This is a genomic window from Succinatimonas hippei YIT 12066 (assembly GCF_000188195.1).
Classification (GTDB): Bacteria; Pseudomonadota; Gammaproteobacteria; order Enterobacterales; family Succinivibrionaceae; genus Succinatimonas; species Succinatimonas hippei.
Genome location: NZ_GL830979.1, coordinates 1 through 15,569, shown reverse-complemented (window position 1 = coordinate 15,569; position 15,569 = coordinate 1). Strand labels below are relative to the sequence as shown.

General features: G+C 40.9%; 13 protein-coding genes and 1 rRNA gene. 11 read left to right on the top strand and 3 right to left on the bottom strand.

The annotated features are described in order from the left end of the window. Window positions 1-6 precede the first annotated feature (6 nt). The 7 genes from HMPREF9444_RS03935 to metK all read left to right on the top strand — a co-directional run bounded on the left by HMPREF9444_RS03935 (window position 7) and on the right by metK (window position 9,798). On the top strand, window positions 7-1,770 hold the full coding sequence (locus HMPREF9444_RS03935; RefSeq protein ID WP_009143064.1) for an ATP-binding cassette domain-containing protein: 1,764 nt from the start codon (window positions 7-9) through the stop codon (window positions 1,768-1,770). After that, window positions 1,757-2,875, top strand: a complete 1,119-nt coding sequence (locus tag HMPREF9444_RS03930; RefSeq protein WP_009143063.1) for an ABC transporter permease — start codon at window positions 1,757-1,759, stop codon at window positions 2,873-2,875. The genes HMPREF9444_RS03935 and HMPREF9444_RS03930 overlap by 14 nt, the downstream gene beginning before the upstream one ends. Further along, window positions 2,868-3,950 carry an ABC transporter permease gene (locus tag HMPREF9444_RS03925; RefSeq protein WP_009143062.1) on the top strand — a complete coding sequence of 361 codons (1,083 nt, stop codon included), beginning with the start codon at window positions 2,868-2,870 and terminating at the stop codon, window positions 3,948-3,950. The genes HMPREF9444_RS03930 and HMPREF9444_RS03925 overlap by 8 nt, the downstream gene beginning before the upstream one ends. Next, window positions 3,947-4,819: a type I methionyl aminopeptidase gene (map, locus tag HMPREF9444_RS03920; protein WP_283163091.1), complete on the top strand. Its 873-nt coding sequence runs from the start codon at window positions 3,947-3,949 to the stop codon at window positions 4,817-4,819. The genes HMPREF9444_RS03925 and map overlap by 4 nt, the downstream gene beginning before the upstream one ends. A gap of 3 nt (window positions 4,820-4,822) precedes the next feature. Continuing rightward, entirely contained in the window at window positions 4,823-7,480 is a 2,658-nt protein-coding gene (glnD, locus tag HMPREF9444_RS03915) for a [protein-PII] uridylyltransferase (protein WP_009143060.1), read from the top strand. A gap of 9 nt (window positions 7,481-7,489) precedes the next feature. Then, the gene (gene dapD / locus HMPREF9444_RS03910; RefSeq protein WP_009143059.1) at window positions 7,490-8,335 is read left to right on the top strand and encodes a 2,3,4,5-tetrahydropyridine-2,6-dicarboxylate N-succinyltransferase; all 846 of its coding nucleotides are present in this window, start codon (window positions 7,490-7,492) and stop codon (window positions 8,333-8,335) included. A 314-nt stretch (window positions 8,336-8,649) separates the two neighbouring features. Then, entirely contained in the window at window positions 8,650-9,798 is a 1,149-nt protein-coding gene (gene metK, locus HMPREF9444_RS03905) for a methionine adenosyltransferase (protein WP_009143058.1), read from the top strand. Between the two features lie 66 nt (window positions 9,799-9,864). On the opposite strand, the gene HMPREF9444_RS03900 is transcribed toward metK, so the two are convergent. Next, window positions 9,865-10,707 carry a DUF5718 family protein gene (locus HMPREF9444_RS03900; RefSeq protein WP_009143057.1) on the bottom strand — a complete coding sequence of 281 codons (843 nt, stop codon included), beginning with the start codon at window positions 10,705-10,707 and terminating at the stop codon, window positions 9,865-9,867. A 402-nt stretch (window positions 10,708-11,109) separates the two neighbouring features. Here HMPREF9444_RS03900 and HMPREF9444_RS03890 point away from each other — a divergent pair, with 402 nt between their 5' ends. The 4 genes from HMPREF9444_RS03890 to HMPREF9444_RS03875 all read left to right on the top strand — a co-directional run bounded on the left by HMPREF9444_RS03890 (window position 11,110) and on the right by HMPREF9444_RS03875 (window position 14,750). Further along, entirely contained in the window at window positions 11,110-11,838 is a 729-nt protein-coding gene (locus HMPREF9444_RS03890; protein ID WP_040909189.1) for a 16S rRNA (uracil(1498)-N(3))-methyltransferase, read from the top strand. Between the two features lies 1 nt (window position 11,839). After that, window positions 11,840-12,652 carry an NADPH-dependent 7-cyano-7-deazaguanine reductase QueF gene (gene queF / locus HMPREF9444_RS03885; protein WP_009143054.1) on the top strand — a complete coding sequence of 271 codons (813 nt, stop codon included), beginning with the start codon at window positions 11,840-11,842 and terminating at the stop codon, window positions 12,650-12,652. Window positions 12,653-12,722: 70 nt separating this feature from the next. Further along, window positions 12,723-14,096 carry a nucleotide 5'-monophosphate nucleosidase PpnN gene (gene ppnN, locus HMPREF9444_RS03880; RefSeq protein WP_009143053.1) on the top strand — a complete coding sequence of 458 codons (1,374 nt, stop codon included), beginning with the start codon at window positions 12,723-12,725 and terminating at the stop codon, window positions 14,094-14,096. A 45-nt stretch (window positions 14,097-14,141) separates the two neighbouring features. Beyond that, on the top strand, window positions 14,142-14,750 hold the full coding sequence (locus HMPREF9444_RS03875) for a hypothetical protein (protein WP_009143052.1): 609 nt from the start codon (window positions 14,142-14,144) through the stop codon (window positions 14,748-14,750). A gap of 5 nt (window positions 14,751-14,755) precedes the next feature. On the opposite strand, the gene HMPREF9444_RS03870 is transcribed toward HMPREF9444_RS03875, so the two are convergent. Then, window positions 14,756-15,238 carry a phosphatidylglycerophosphatase A family protein gene (locus HMPREF9444_RS03870; protein ID WP_009143051.1) on the bottom strand — a complete coding sequence of 161 codons (483 nt, stop codon included), beginning with the start codon at window positions 15,236-15,238 and terminating at the stop codon, window positions 14,756-14,758. Window positions 15,239-15,351: 113 nt separating this feature from the next. Then, window positions 15,352-15,467 (bottom strand): 5S ribosomal RNA (gene rrf, locus HMPREF9444_RS03865). Window positions 15,468-15,569 lie beyond the last annotated feature (102 nt).

Genomic DNA, 15,569 nt, shown 5'->3' with positions numbered 1-15,569 from the left:
CTGAAAATGGCCGGATTAAAGCTTGACAAGCTTTATTTTTCCTACCTGAAAGAAGGTAAGAAAAAGCCCGTGTTCTCAGGACTTAATCTTAAAATTGAAGGCAATCTTATCAGTATCACCGGGCCGGACGGTTCCGGCAAAACTACGCTTTTAAAGCTTCTAGCCGGAAACTTAAAACCTACATCCGGAGACTGTCTGATTTTAGACAATGCTCTTAAAAAACACGCTGCTTTCGGCTATATGCCTGAAAAACTCGGACTTTATGAAGAGCTGTCGGTTATCCATAACCTGCATTTTTTCTGCGCGATAAAAGATAAAGATCCGGCACAAAACGAAGACAAGCTTAATAAGCTTTTAACCAAGGTCGGACTGATTAAATTTAAAGACTATCAGGTTAGCGCTCTGTCAGGCGGCATGAAACAGAAACTTGCCTTATGCTGTACCTTGGCAACCGAGCCTAAAATCATTATTCTGGACGCTCCTACCGTAGGCGTCGATCCTTTGTCGCGCAGAGAAATCTGGGACATTATTTTTGAATATATAAAAAGTAACAATGCTTTCTGTATCTTCTCCACCTCCTATTTAGAAGAAGCGCAAAAAGCCCAAATCTGCATCTTTTTAAAAGACGGAAAAATTATAAGCTGTGCTCCCCCTGATAATTTACTTAAAAATATCACCGCGCGCTGTTTCTCATTCATGTGTAATGATCATTACAAAGATTTGCTGCACTTTTTTATATTAAATAAAGAAAAATACTTTAATTTTTTAAGCGATATTTTTCCAAGACAGGGTCGAATCGATCTTTTAACCGTAAAAAGCTGCAGTATTGCAGAACTTGACGCCGAACTAAAAAAACTTTTGCCGTTTATTGACTTTAAGCTTGTCCTACGCCGGCCTTTTCTTGAAGATGTTTACATCGCCCTTAACGAAAATACAAATCTTCCGGAATACAAAAAAGCGCTGCATGAAGTAAACAGCAGCAATATCATCAAGGCGCAAAACAATAATGAAGACATCATCAAAGTAAGCGGAATCAAAAAGAAATTCGGTAATTTTACCGCCGTACATCATTCTTCTTTTACCGTACAAAGAGGTGAAATTTTCGGACTGCTTGGACCCAACGGGGCCGGCAAGACCACTACTTTCAGAATGATGTGCGGTTTATTAAATCCGACTTATGGCAATATTCTGATAAACGGTTTTGATTTAAGAAAAGCCAAAGCTGCCGTCCGCGGCCAAATCGGTTACGTCTCGCAGAAATTTTCTTTATATAAAAAACTGACGCTAAAACAAAATATCGAATACTTTGCCGGCAGCTACGGACTTTACGGCAAAGAAAAAACCGAACGCATCAATTATCTTATTGATGATTTTCTGCTGCGGCCTTATTGCGAAGTTTTAGGAGAAGATCTGCCCTTTGGCATTCAAAGACAACTGTCAATGGCCTGCGCACTGCTGCATAAGCCTAAAATTTTATTTTTAGATGAAGCCACTTCAGGAGCAGATCCTTCGGCAAGACGAATTTTCTGGCAGAGAATCATTGAGCTCTCGGCACAAGGAACAAGCGTTATCGTCACAACCCACTTCATGGAAGAGGCTGAATACTGCGATCGTTTTTTAATCCAAGATCAGGGAACAATCCTTTGCCTGGGGGCACCTGATAAAATCTGCGTAAAAGATGGCAAGCGCATAAGTGTTGAAGAAACATTTATGCAGAAAGTAGAAGAGTTCAGATTAAAAACAAAGGAGGCGGCAAATGAGTCTCCTTAGGCTTAAATATCTTATAAAAAAAGAAATCGAACAAATAAACAAAGATAAATCAATTCTTATTATTGCTTTTATCGTGCCGTTTTTACTTATTTTAATTTACGGCTACGGCATGAGCATGGATATAAAACCGGTAAAAGCGGCTTTGGTCTTAGAAAACAACAGCTCTGTTTCAACCTTGCTGTACTCAAGGCTGCAAGGTTCAGAGTATTTACAAATAACAACAGTCTATTCTCATCAGGAGGGCGAAGATCTTTTAAAACGGCATAAAATTGACGCAATCATTGACATCAAATCCGATCTTAAAAGTCCTCTTAATTTAAGCCAAAGAGAAATTTTAATCACCGTCAACGGATCTTCAGGAATTTTCGGCATCAACGCCCAAAGTTATTTACAGCAGGCAATAAGCGGAGCGCTTTCATCCTATCAAACAGTAAAAACACAATCGGTTGAAATAATATCCCGTAATTGGTTTAACGAGGCAAACATTTCAAACCGCTATATTCTTCCCGGACAAACCGTCGGCATTATTACGCTTGTCGGCGCTTTTATGTGCAGTCTTGTCATCGCGCGTGAAATAAATCGCGGCACCTTTGAGTCGCTGATTGCTTCTAATGTCACGGCATTTGAAATCATGCTGTCAAAAACTATTCCGTACTTTTTTATGTCTTTATGGGGATCTTTTCTGACCTTAATTTTAACCGAGCTTTTATTTAAGATCCCGATACAAGGATCGGTACTTCTCCTTATCCTGACCGTTTGTGCCTATACTCTTTCAAGCGCTGCTTTAGGGCTGTTTATTTCCGCTTTAATGAAAGATCAATTCCTTGCAACGGAATACGCGATTATTTTAAGCTTCCTGCCTGCAATCTTGCTTTCAGGATCTTTATTTGATTTAAGAAGCGTGCCCCCTTTTATTGCTTTTATCGGCTATTTAATTCCTCCTACTTATGCAGTTGAGTCCTTTAGGATCTGCTTTTTATCAGGAGGAAATACCGATACCCTGCTTATTAACCTAGGCATCATAATTTTCTATATAGTTTTCTTCTCCTCCCTTACAGTTTTACTGCTAAAACGCAGCGGTATTAAAGGAGGACGCCATGATTAAATCTTTGCTGCGCATTATTGCCTTAATAAAGAAAGAATTTGTAGCAATGTGGATGGATAAAGGAACCCGCAAAATCCTGATTCTGCCGATTATCATCCAATCTTTCATTTTCGGCTACGGAGCCTCTTTTAACCCGGAAATCATCCCTTTTGCTTTTTACGATGAAGCCAAAAGCGCTAAAACAACTGAGCTTTTTAACGATATAAATTCCACCTTGTTTAAACTTACAGACTTTTGTTATAACCCGTACTGTCTAAAAAATTCCGTCAGTGACGGCAACGCTTTAATCGGAATTTACGTAAAAAGCGATTTTGAAAAAGATCCTAAAATTTTCGTAATAGCAGATGCACGCAATACTACATCGGCCAATATCGCCATAGGCTATTTAACATCAATTGTCGCTGCGTTTAACCACAAACACTACAATAGTGAACAGATCAACATTAATACTCGCCTTAGATTTAACGAAAACAATATTTCGCGCTTTAGCATTATGACGGGAATGATCTTGGCTTTATCCTTCATTCAAGTCATGCTTCTGTCAAGTTTCAGCGTTTCCCGCGAACGCGAGGACGGCACTTTTGATATGCTCTTAATGACTCCGGCAAATCCCGCGGAAATTTTAATCGGCAAAGCCGTTCCTCCTACATTGGTTGCAATAATGCAAGGACTTATGCTGTTTATCATTTGCCGTTTTTATTTTGAAATCCCGTTTGCAGGAAGCTTATTGAACGTCATTTTTATACTATCTTTATTCAGCATCAGCATCGTAAGCTTGGGCCTTGCGATTTCAGCTTTGGCTAAAAGCCCACAGCAATCTCTCGTATTTGTATTTACCTTAATTCTCCCCTCAATTATTCTTTCAGGTATGCTGACCCCGATTTCCGCCATGCCGGCATGGTTTCAATCTATTACTAAATTAAATCCGCTCTATTACGGCATGACGGCACTGCAGCGCGTATACCTTGAAGGGCAGAATTTTTATGAAATAGCACCGCTGCTTATACCGCTTATTCTGGTCGGTTTGGCACTAATGCCGCTTACCATGTATCTTTTCCGCCATAAAATTGACTGATAATCTTTAACGCAACGTGTCACAAACCTCGCTTTTTTCATATAATTTTCCTAAAACTAAAAAAGGACATTACAAAAATGGATATTTCCTTAAAATCAGCAGGCGAAATTGAAAAAATGCGCGTTGCCGGCAAACTTGCCGCTGACGTTCTTGAAATGATTACCCCGTATGTAGTCCCCGGTGTTACTACAGAAGAACTTGATGACCGCTGCCTTGAATACATTGAAAAAACCCAGCATGCAATTTCAGCATGTCTTGGTTATAACGGCTACCCCAAATGTACCTGCATCAGCGTAAACGAAGTGGTTTGCCACGGTATCCCCGGAAAGAAGCATCTGCATAAAGGAGATATCGTCAATATTGACGTTACCGTAATCAAAGATAAATATTACGGCGACACTTCCATGATGTTTATCGTAGGCGACGAAACCTCCGTACGAAATCACAAATTATGCGAATGCGCGCAAGAGTCCCTTTACGCAGGCATTAAAACCGTACGCCCCGGCAGCAATTTAGCCGATATCGGCACGGCTATCGGCAAAATAGCCCGCCGTTACGGCTTCTCCATCGTCCGCGACTACTGCGGCCACGGCATCGGAACACAATTTCATGAAGATCCGCAAGTTCTGCACTATCCTAACGATTTAGACGTTTTATTAGAGCCCGGCATGACTTTTACCATTGAGCCGATGATTAATGCCGGAACCTGGAAATGCAAGGTAAATCGTAAAGACGGATGGACGGTTACCACGGCAGATCATCAGCCGTCGGCACAATATGAACATACTATCCTGGTAACCGACTACGGTTGTGAAATCCTAACTTTGCGCAGCAATGAAAATTTTGAGCGCTATGTGAAAAACGTTTAAAAAATGTTTGAACCGATAACCGTCCCCCGTAAAGTAAGACCCGACAAATTAAAACAAACTTGTCCTTTTACGGAAGAGCTTAGTGAATACAGTGTTAAAGCCGGTCGAGAGTATCTTAGTAAGCTGCGCTGTTATCTTGAGGAGCGCTTTAAAGACGGTTATGCGGTCGCTGAGCTTTTATCCTGCCGTACCTATGTGATTGATAAACTCCTGTCAGGACTTTATCATCACTTTAATCTGACCGCATTTGACAATTTTGCGCTTGCCGCAGTAGGAGGTTACGGACGCGGAGAATTATTTCCCCTGTCTGACATTGATATCTTAATAGTCGGCGATTATGACAAGCTTCCTGCTGAAAGCACCGAGTCTATTGAGTCTTTAATTTCCTTTTTATGGGATTTAAAACTTGATATCGGATCATCGGTACGTACGATTTCCGAATGTGTTTTAGAAAGCCGTCAGGATTTAACCATTAAGACCAACCTGCTTGAAACCAGGCTGATTTGCGGATCCTACTATACATACGGCAAACTGCTGCAAAAACTTGCAAGCGATCTGTATTGGGATCCGCTGCGCTTTTTAAACGCCAAGCTTCATGAGCAGCTTGATCGGCATCACTCCTACAAAGACTCGGCATATTTGTTGGAACCTGACATCAAAAACAATCCCGGAGGCCTTCGCGACATACAAATCATGCAGTGGATTGCCAATTTCCACTTTCATGCCAAAACCATAAATGACATGCTGTCTTTAGGATTGCTGACCAGAAGCGAATTTGACGAGCTTATTTCTTGCCGTAATTTTTTATGGGAAACCCGCTGCGCTTTACATCTGTCTTTAACCAAAGAAGATGACAGACTTACTTTGGATATGCAAAAAACCGTCGCCAAGCTTTTAGGCTTCACCGGAGACGGAACGCTTGCCGTCGAAAAAATGATGCGTACTTTTTTCCGGTCCATAAGGCGCGTGCGCGAATTAAACTCTATGGCTCTGCAGCTTGAAACTCTGCGTATAACAGGACATTTAGGAGCCGATTCTCCCGTTTTTATCAATAGCTACTTCATAAAACGCGGTCCGCTTATTGATATATCCGATCCGGATATTTTCAATACTAATCCTGATAAAATGCTGGAGATTTTCGTCGTCATGGCGGAGACGCCCGACCTTCTGGGTCTGCATGTCAACTGCCTAAGGCTGCTGCGCGAAGCTCGCCGTTCCCTGCATCATTATTTAATTGAAATTCCCAAATGCCGTGAGACTTTTAAGCGCCTGCTGCAAAACAGTCCCAACCTTGCATCTGCAATTACGCTCATGCATGAACACCGTGTACTATCCGCTTATATGCCGCAATGGGAAAAAATTGAAGGGCTGTCTCAATTTGACATGTTTCATACCTATACGGTTGATGAACACACGATTCATGTCATAAAAAATATTCAAGAACTCAATCAAACCCAAGAAAGCAAATACAGTTTATTCCGCAATGTCTACCATCAAATAAACGAGCCTGAACTGCTAAACGTAGCAGCACTGCTTCATGATATAGGTAAAGGCCGCGGAGGCCATCACGCAGATATAGGTGCTCATGAAGCCATCTATTTCTGTCAGCTCCATGATTACACTCAATATCAGAATCGTACCGTGTCTTGGCTCGTGCAAAACCATCTAACCATGTCGGCAATCGCCATGCGCCGCGATATTTCCGATCCTGAAGTGGTTAACGACTTTGCCAAACTGGTTCAAGATGAAGAACATTTAAATCTGCTTTACTGCCTGTCCGTTGCCGATATTGCGGCAACCAACGATCACGAATGGAATTCATGGAAAGAATCAATTTTCAGACAGCTTTACTTTTCCACCCGTCAGGCCTTGCGGCACGGTCTTGAACACCCTCAGGATATAGCGCTGCATGTTAACGAGAATATGCAAATCGCACTGCAATACATTGCGGATCTAAAAGAAAATGACGTTAAGGAACTGTGGAATGATTTCCATGAAGGTTACTTTATTCGTTTTTCCCCTTTGGAACTTGCCTGGCATGCGCGCAATATAATCAAATACCCGTATGAAGATACTCCGTTAGTGCTTTTTGCTCAGCACGAAAACGTCGGTACAGAAATGTTTATCTATCAAAAAAGAGCTCCTTTTGATTTTGCTGCCGTTGCCTCGGTAATGGCTTTAAAGAAAATAAACATCCAAAGTGCACAGATAGTACGCACCAAAAAAGATCATTGTCTGTGTTCTATAAAATTTCAGACTAAAAATGGTGCTTTAATTGATAACGATCGCCTGCACACTTTAAGAAAAGCAATAATCGCGGGGTTTGAACGCAAACCCGCTCTCCCTAAAGGTTTAGAAGAAACTAATTCTTTATTTAAGATCCCGACCGTCATATCTTTTTTAAAAGACTCGGGAGCCAACCACTCCAATCTTGAAGTTTCGACGCTTGACAGATCCGGTCTATTAGCTAAGATCGGCATTACTTTAGAGGCTTGCGGATGTAATATTCTGGCAGCACGCATCACCACCACGGGAGAACGCGCTGACGACTTTTTCACGCTTACCAACAAAGAAGGCACCGCCTTAAGTCAGAGCTTGAAAGATGAATTAACCGAAGAGCTGCATAAAGTGCTTGACCAGAAATCCGATTCAAAAAATTAAGGAGACAAAATGTCTGACACCAAACTTATAGAAATCATCGAAAACGCTTTTGATAATCGTGCCGCTATCAGTGCAACCTCTGTTGACGCAAATGTCCGTGATGCAATTAACGACGTAATCGCAGGTCTTGATGACGGCTCTTTACGCGTTGCCGAAAAAGTTGACGGTGAATGGGTTACTAATCAGTGGATTAAAAAAGCGGTATTGCTTTCTTTTAGAATTCAGGACAATTTCGTAACCGAGGCTCCGGGCGGCGCTTTCTATGACAAAGTTCCTTTAAAATTTGACGGTTATACTGCAGAAAGATTTGCAAAAGAAGGATTACGCGTAGTTCCGGGCGCCGTCGTCCGTCGCGGCAGCTATATTGAGCCCAATGCCGTTTTGATGCCTTCTTTCGTTAATATCGGTGCACGCGTCGGGTCCGGCACAATGGTTGATACCTGGGCAACAGTCGGCTCCTGCGCACAAGTAGGCAAACATGTTCATTTATCAGGCGGAGCCGGTATCGGCGGCGTTTTAGAACCGGTTCAGGCAGGTCCTACTATTATTGAAGATAATTGCTTTATCGGCGCACGTTCCGAAATTGTCGAAGGTGTTATCGTCGGCGAAGGCTCTGTTATTTCCATGGGCGTATTTATCGGCAAATCAACCAAGATCTACGATCGTACCACCGGTGAAATCATGTACGGTAAAGTTCCTCCGTACTCAGTTGTCGTTTCAGGTAATCTGCCTTCAAAAGACGGCAAATATTCACTTTATGCAGCCATCATCGTAAAACACGTTGATGAAAAAACCCGTTCTAAAATCGGTCTTAATGAATTACTGCGTCAGGCTGAAGAAGAGGCCCGTCAATAATTTTTCCGTTAAAGATTTTCAAACCCGCATTTTCGCGGGTTTGTTATATTAAAAATCTAATCCTTTTTATACACGTCTTTAGTTTAATAATACATAATATCGTTAAAAATACATTCGATATCTCTATCAGGAAACGCCGTCTTATCATTGTAATACAAATCTCATTTATATTTTTGAAAAATTATTGTCTATAGGTAACCTAAATTAGCTTAAACTAACAAAATTAATCTTATGAATTAAGAAAATCGCATATCTTTGCGGTATAATTCAGCGTTTGAAATTTATTGTTTAATAACTCCCGGTAATATCCATCTATGTCAAGACTTTTTACCTCAGAATCCGTTTCAGAAGGACATCCTGATAAAGTTGCCGATCAGATTTCCGATGCGGTACTGGATGCCATCTTAGCCCAAGATAAAAAGGCTCGTGTTGCCTGTGAAACTCTGGTTAAAACCGGTATGGTGGTTTTAGCAGGAGAAATCACTACAACAGCTAACGTCGATCTTGAAGATGTAGTCAGAAAAACCGTCTGTGCTATCGGCTACAACAGTACCGAGGTCGGTTTTGACGGTCGTTACTGTGCTTTCTTAAATGCTATCGGCAAACAGTCTCCCGATATTAATCAAGGCGTCGATCGTGAAAATCCGGAAGATCAGGGAGCAGGAGATCAAGGACTTATGTTCGGCTATGCCTGCTCTGAAACTGCGGTTTTAATGCCGGCTGCCATTACCTATGCTCATCTGTTGGTCAAACGCCAAGCTGAAGTAAGACGTATGGGCATCATACCTTGGCTGCGTCCAGATGCAAAAAGCCAGGTTACCTTCGTTTACGACGACAACGGAGCCATTGAATCCGTTGATACCGTTGTCTTGTCTACCCAGCACAGTCCTGATGTTTCTTTAAGCTCCGTCATAGAAGGAGTCCAGGAAGAAATCATCAAAAAAGTCATTCCGGCAAAATATCTGACCAAAAACACCAAATATTTCATTAACCCGACCGGACGTTTCGTAATCGGCGGGCCGGTCGGCGACTGCGGTCTCACCGGACGTAAAATCATCGTTGATACATACGGCGGAGCAGCTCGCCACGGAGGCGGTGCATTCTCAGGAAAAGATCCGTCAAAAGTTGATCGTTCTGCAGCCTATGCCGCTCGTTATGCTGCTAAAAACGTCGTTGCGGCAGGACTTGCCAAGCGCTGTGAAATTCAAGTGTCATATGCTATCGGCGTAGCCAAGCCGGTTTCCGTTTCCGTCAACACCTTCGGCACCGGAGTCATTTGTGATGAAAAGATAGCGGCAGCCGTCAATGAAGTTTTCGATTTAAGACCTTACGGCTTAATCAAGATGCTGGATTTGATTCGTCCTATCTATAAAGAAACGGCAGCTTACGGACACTTCGGCAGAGATAACTTCCCGTGGGAAAAAACCGATAAAGTCGATGCTTTAAAAGCTGCTTTATCTTAGTTTACCTTTAGCATTTAAAAGAGCGGCCCGTTAAGGGCCGTTCTTTTATCAAAAAAGCAGATTCAATTAAACGATTACTTCCTGAATCAGAACAGAAATATCATCCTCTTCAAGATTATCTTTACCGACCCGCTTAATTATCTCTTCCTGTGAATAAACATCCTCAGGATATACAACTACTACGGCTTTATCGCCATGCTGCAGGAAATTATGCTCACCGTAGTCGGTATAACGCGTTGCACCTACTGAAATCATTACCTGCTTAGGACAGCCTGCCTCATTTAAATATAAATTAATGTTCTCAGCAGGACCAGCATTCTCCTGGTTATTGAATTTATCGATAAGCCATGTAATAAGCTTCTCATAAAAATAACTGTAGTCGCGTACCGGGCTGTCCTCACCGTACACAAAAACTTCTCCGTTACGCACCAGGAAGCTGGCAATACGATATCTGTCTAAAATGCCGCCTTCGGTAAACTTATCAATCTTAATTAAATTTGAAGCAAAGCCCTTGGATGCGCTTCCCCAGTTTTTCTTCTCACTAATCTTTTTTGCTCCCTCTTTACGAATCGAGCAATCATTGCTTGCACCGAAAACCAGAGGAGTTATAGATGTGACTTTTCCGTTCTCCCAAGTTAAATCACAGACAATTGCACACTCCGGTTCAATTTGCAGTTTGCTTTCTCCTTTGGGAAATTCAATTTTATATTCATCAAAAGGAAAAACATTTAAAAAAGCAGGAATTGAATTTCCGCTTTTAGGCAGATAAGTAGGGAAAACAGCCTTCGGAGCATTTTTCTCTGCGGTTTTAACCTGAGTAAAATCACGTGCTTCTCCGGCTTGTTCCAAATGACCGGTAAAATTACCGGCAACGCCGAAAGTTGCCAATTGTTTTAAATCAATGAACATATACTCTCCTTAGAGACTGTTTTTAAATTCAATTTATGAGATTATTTAAAGATTAGATTAACAAAATTAAGCGCTTTTAGGTATGAAGCTGCGTCATATTTTAATTCCTTTTTGTTTAGCAAACATTACTGCCAATCAACTTTATAATGCGGCAAGGGTGTCCTGCCACCCTAAAACCCGTAAAATATTACCCGATATATTAGGTGAGCTTGAAAAACTAAAACCGTATATTATTAATGTCCCTTTATTTTTTAATAAACAATACCTATTGCCCTAATCTCAGGGCGTGTCATTATCAGGTAAAAAAACAAAAATTTTGGGAAAATTTAAATATACAAAAGAGCCGAACAATAACATTGCTCTTTTCTTAAAGGAAAATTCTTTATTTTAAGTGAGTTAAAAGTGAGAACAGTACGCATATACGAGCCGCAAGGCAATCTTCATGAAAATATGGAAATTACACTTAGTGAAAACGGATCGGGACATCTTTGTCGAGTTCTGCGTTTTAAAGAAGGAGATCTATTCAACATTTTTGACGGAATCGGTCATGAGTTTAAGGCTAAATTAGTTCGTTCCGGCAATAAAGCTGCAGCACAGATATTAGAAACTGTCGCAAACAGCAGCGAATCTCCGCTGCAGATTGAACTCGGCCAAGTAATAAGCCGTGGGGATAAAATGGACTTAACCGTTCAAAAAGCGGTAGAGCTTGGAATTTTTGAGATAACCCCCTTAACTTCAATTCGCTGCAATGTAAAACTTGATGAAAAAAGATCTTTTAAAAAAGTTGATTCATGGCAAAAAATTGCCGTCAGCGCTTGCGAGCAATCCGGAAGATCTTTTGTCCCCAAAGTTAACGAGATCACCGATCTTAAAACTTGGTGCAGCAAAGACCGAGAAGCTTTAAATTTAACTCTTGATCCTTTATCTTCCTTACGACTTAAAAATTTAAAACCGACAGCGGCAAAAATTCGCTTGCTTATAGGTCCTGAAGGGGGATTATCGCAAGATGAAATTAACGATGCCGCTGAAAACGGATTTATCGGCGTAAGTTTAGGACCGCGTATTTTACGTACTGAAACTGCAGCCTTAGTTGCCTTATCAATTCTAGGCAGTCACTTCGGAGATTTATAACATGCAAAAAAATGAATTACTCCTTGGAAAAGCAACTTCTTATCTTGAAGAATACGATCCTACCGTGCTGCAGCCTATCGGACGCAATTTAGGTCGCGCTCAATTAAAAAGCAACGTAAGTTTGGGATACGACTTATGGCGCCTTTATGAAATTACTTATTTAAATCGCCAAGGGATCCCGCAGATTGCCGTAGGAACAATAAAAGTTCCGGCAACCTCTCCTTATATTGTCGAATCAAAATCATTAAAACTCTATATCGGATCTTTTACCCAAACTAAATTCAGCAATAAAGAAGAAGTTACAGCTATTATCGCCCATGATCTGAGCAAGGTTCTTGAAACCAATGTTGAAGTTAAATTATTTGCTTTAAACGAAAATAACGAGTGCTTTAATATTCAAATGCTAAGCGGTACATCAATTGACCAAGAACCTATAGAAAAGCCGGTCTATGAGCCCGATCCTAAATTGCTTGTTCCCTCAAACGGTCATTACGTTATTGAAACTTTAAGATCTGATTTGTTAAGAACATTATGTCCGGTAACTGGACAACCCGATCATGCTTCAATCATGATTAGGTACGAAGGTGAACAAATAGACAAAAAAGCACTTCTTTCCTATATTGTCTCATATCGGCGTCACAGAGGCTTTCACGAGCAATGCTGTGAACAGATTTTCAATGACATAAAACAAAATCTGCGTCCGGTAAAGCTCTGCGTTATGGCATGTTTTACCCGCCGCGGCGGAATTGACATCAATCCTATTCGTAATGAATTTAGTGAAGACATAATTCCTGTAAGGACTATCCGCCAATAATCATTGTTTTAACTGAAAAAAAACGATTAAATAGTTACAATAAAAAAAAGATCAACATAAGGACAAAAGTATGAGTGTAAAAGTAGTATGGCCCCAAGGCTCAATGGCCCTTTTAACGCAGCTTGAAGCCGACAGCATCTCTCTTAATTCAAGAGGTGAATTATACGATTTGTATCGTAATTGCTCACTTGCAGTCTTAAACAGCGGCAACCTTACAGATAATTCAAAAGAACTGCTTGAAAATTATCAGAATTTTGAAATCAATGTGGTAAGAAACGAGCGCGGACTTAAAATTGAATTAATAAACCCGCCGGAGTCTTCAATCGTTGACGGTGAAATAGTATCCATGCTGCAAAAGCATCTGTTTTCAGTACTGCGCGATATTGTTTTAACGAACGTTGCCCACAAAGAGCTCTTAAAGCTTTCATCCGACAAATTGTCTAAATCTCAAGGCATAACCAATTGGATATTTTTAATTCTGCGCAATGCAGGAGCGCTGCTTGCCGATACGCAGCCTAATATCGCTGTTTGCTGGGGCGGTCATTCAATAAGCACGGAAGAATATAATTACGCCTATAAAGTCGGAAAAGAGTTAGGCTTACGCAAGATTGACATCTGCACGGGATGCGGACCGGGAATAATGGAAGCGCCGATGCGCGGCAGCATTATGGGACATATTCAGCAGAGTGCTGAATATTGCCGCCGCATCGGACTTACAGAGCCGTCAATTATTGCCGCGGAGCCGCCTAACTCCATGGTATCCGAACTCGTTATCTTGCCTGATATCGAAAAGCGTCTGGAAGCTTTCGTGCGCTTGGGACACGTTCTTATTGTATTTCCCGGCGGTCCCGGTACAGCTGAAGAGCTGCTTTTTATTCTCGGAATTAAATTATTAAGAGAAAATCGTCATAATCCTGTTCCTCTGATTTTGACCGGCAATGATAAGAGCCGTCCCTATTTTGAGGCCTTAGATTCATTTTTAAAATCTTCACTTGGCGATGAAATCTCGCGTTATTATCAAATCATAATAAATGATCCTAAAGCTGTAGCAATTGAAGTAAGCAAAGGTCTTGAGACTGTCCACGAACACCGTAATCTTGTGCATGAATCCTATTGCTTTAACTGGTCTTTAACCATTCCTGAAGAGTTGCAAAAACCTTTTGAAGTCAATCATGAGAATATGAGTGCCCTTGATCTGCATAAAGATCAAGAGCCGTGGAAGCTTGCTGCCGCCTTACGCCGCGCTTTTTCAGGAATAGTCACCGGCAACGTTAAAGAGTACGGCATAAAAATGGTTGCGGAAAAGGGTCCGTTTACCCTTCATGGGGATAAAGAAATCATTGATAATATGGATAAATTGATGCGCGACTTTATTGCCCAGGGACGCATTCTTTTATCTGAGCGCAAATATAAACCGTGCTACCGTTTTGAACACGATAAGTAAGTTAACCTGTGACCGGGAGAGATTCCGGTTCTTCTTTTTTTTATTATGAAAAATATATTAAAAATTTCTCTTTTATCTGCTCTTCTTATCACGCTTAGCGCCCATGCAGCTGATAAAGCATCAAATCAATCAATTAAACAACTCTCTTTTAATCTTGATGACAGAGACTACACCGTAAGTTTTAATTGTCCTAAAGAATTTAAAGACAGTGTGTTCAAACATGACAACATGCTAAGCATTATTTTGAGCAATGAAAATAACAAACTTACTATTTCATATACAAACATTAAATTAAACAAGGAAGAACTTAACTACCTAAAAGATAAACAGCATTTTAAAGACAGCATATTAAAGCCTTTTTCCGACAAAGAAAACTTGTTATATGGACAATATAATCTGATAAAAGAACAATATGCTAAAGATCACTACAGCATCATACTAACCGGTTTTTTAAAAAAACCTGAAGACGAATATCTTCCTGATTCTGAAAATCACTTCTATCAGCGCACTGATCTGATGTTTAATGATTTTCATCGTCTAAGCTGTCAAGTATCAGGACGTCAAAGCGAAGCTGCCGTAACCAAATTCATATTCAACAGCAACCTATCACTATGTAAAAGCGTAATTAACAGCTTTAAAGTAAATCCGAAATAAACTAACTAAATAAAAGATAAAATCACACTTCCGCAAATAAAAGCGTATATGCCGGCTAAAACATCGTCTATCATAATACCGAAACCGCCGGCAACTTTTTTATCAGCCAAGGAAACCGGAAACGGTTTTAAAATATCAAAAATTCTAAATAACACAAAAGCTAAAAAGGCATACCAGTAGTTTGCCGGATAACACATAACACTTATAAACATACCGACAAATTCGTCAATAACGATTCCGCCGTGATCGTGCACGCCCATAGTCTTCTCTGCTTCAGAGCAAGCCTTAACCCCGATAAAGAAGCTTAAAACTATAAACAAAGCAGAGATAATCGGATCTATATATAAAAGAACCATGCAAATCGGAATTGCGGCTAAAGAGCCGAATGTTCCGGGAGCTTTAGGAGCAAGACCGGCTCCGAAACCTACTGCCAACAAGTGCCAAAGATTTTTTAAATTTAATTTACGCAGTAATTCACGGGATGCCATGGTAAATCCTTAAAGAAAAATATATAAACTAATTTACCCAAAGAGAAACCAAAATAAAAGACAGGAAAACGAAAAAGCCGCTATCAATATGACAGCGGCTCTTAAAAAGATAAGCCCGGCAATGACCTGCTCTCGCGCAAACGTACGTTGCACTACCATCGGCGTGTTTGCATTTCACTTCTGTGTTCGGAATGGTTACAGGTGGTTCTGCAAAGCTATCGTCACCGGGCGAATTCGTTAACTTCACTCAAGCTTCCTTACTCTCTTATGCCTTCTCAAGGTTCCTCTTAAGCGCCGCACTCCTCCGTGCTTTCCGGGGTTGTACGGCCAA

Coding starts and splice junctions, on each gene's coding strand:
- HMPREF9444_RS03935 (WP_009143064.1), top strand. CDS start 7: ATGGCCGGATTAAAGCTTGACAAGCTTTATTTTTCCTACCTGAAAGAA.
- HMPREF9444_RS03930 (WP_009143063.1), top strand. CDS start 1,757: ATGAGTCTCCTTAGGCTTAAATATCTTATAAAAAAAGAAATCGAACAA.
- HMPREF9444_RS03925 (WP_009143062.1), top strand. CDS start 2,868: ATGATTAAATCTTTGCTGCGCATTATTGCCTTAATAAAGAAAGAATTT.
- glnD (WP_009143060.1), top strand. CDS start 4,823: ATGTTTGAACCGATAACCGTCCCCCGTAAAGTAAGACCCGACAAATTA.
- dapD (WP_009143059.1), top strand. CDS start 7,490: ATGTCTGACACCAAACTTATAGAAATCATCGAAAACGCTTTTGATAAT.
- metK (WP_009143058.1), top strand. CDS start 8,650: ATGTCAAGACTTTTTACCTCAGAATCCGTTTCAGAAGGACATCCTGAT.
- HMPREF9444_RS03900 (WP_009143057.1), bottom strand. CDS start 10,707: ATGTTCATTGATTTAAAACAATTGGCAACTTTCGGCGTTGCCGGTAAT.
- queF (WP_009143054.1), top strand. CDS start 11,840: ATGCAAAAAAATGAATTACTCCTTGGAAAAGCAACTTCTTATCTTGAA.
- ppnN (WP_009143053.1), top strand. CDS start 12,723: ATGAGTGTAAAAGTAGTATGGCCCCAAGGCTCAATGGCCCTTTTAACG.
- HMPREF9444_RS03875 (WP_009143052.1), top strand. CDS start 14,142: ATGAAAAATATATTAAAAATTTCTCTTTTATCTGCTCTTCTTATCACG.
- HMPREF9444_RS03870 (WP_009143051.1), bottom strand. CDS start 15,238: ATGGCATCCCGTGAATTACTGCGTAAATTAAATTTAAAAAATCTTTGG.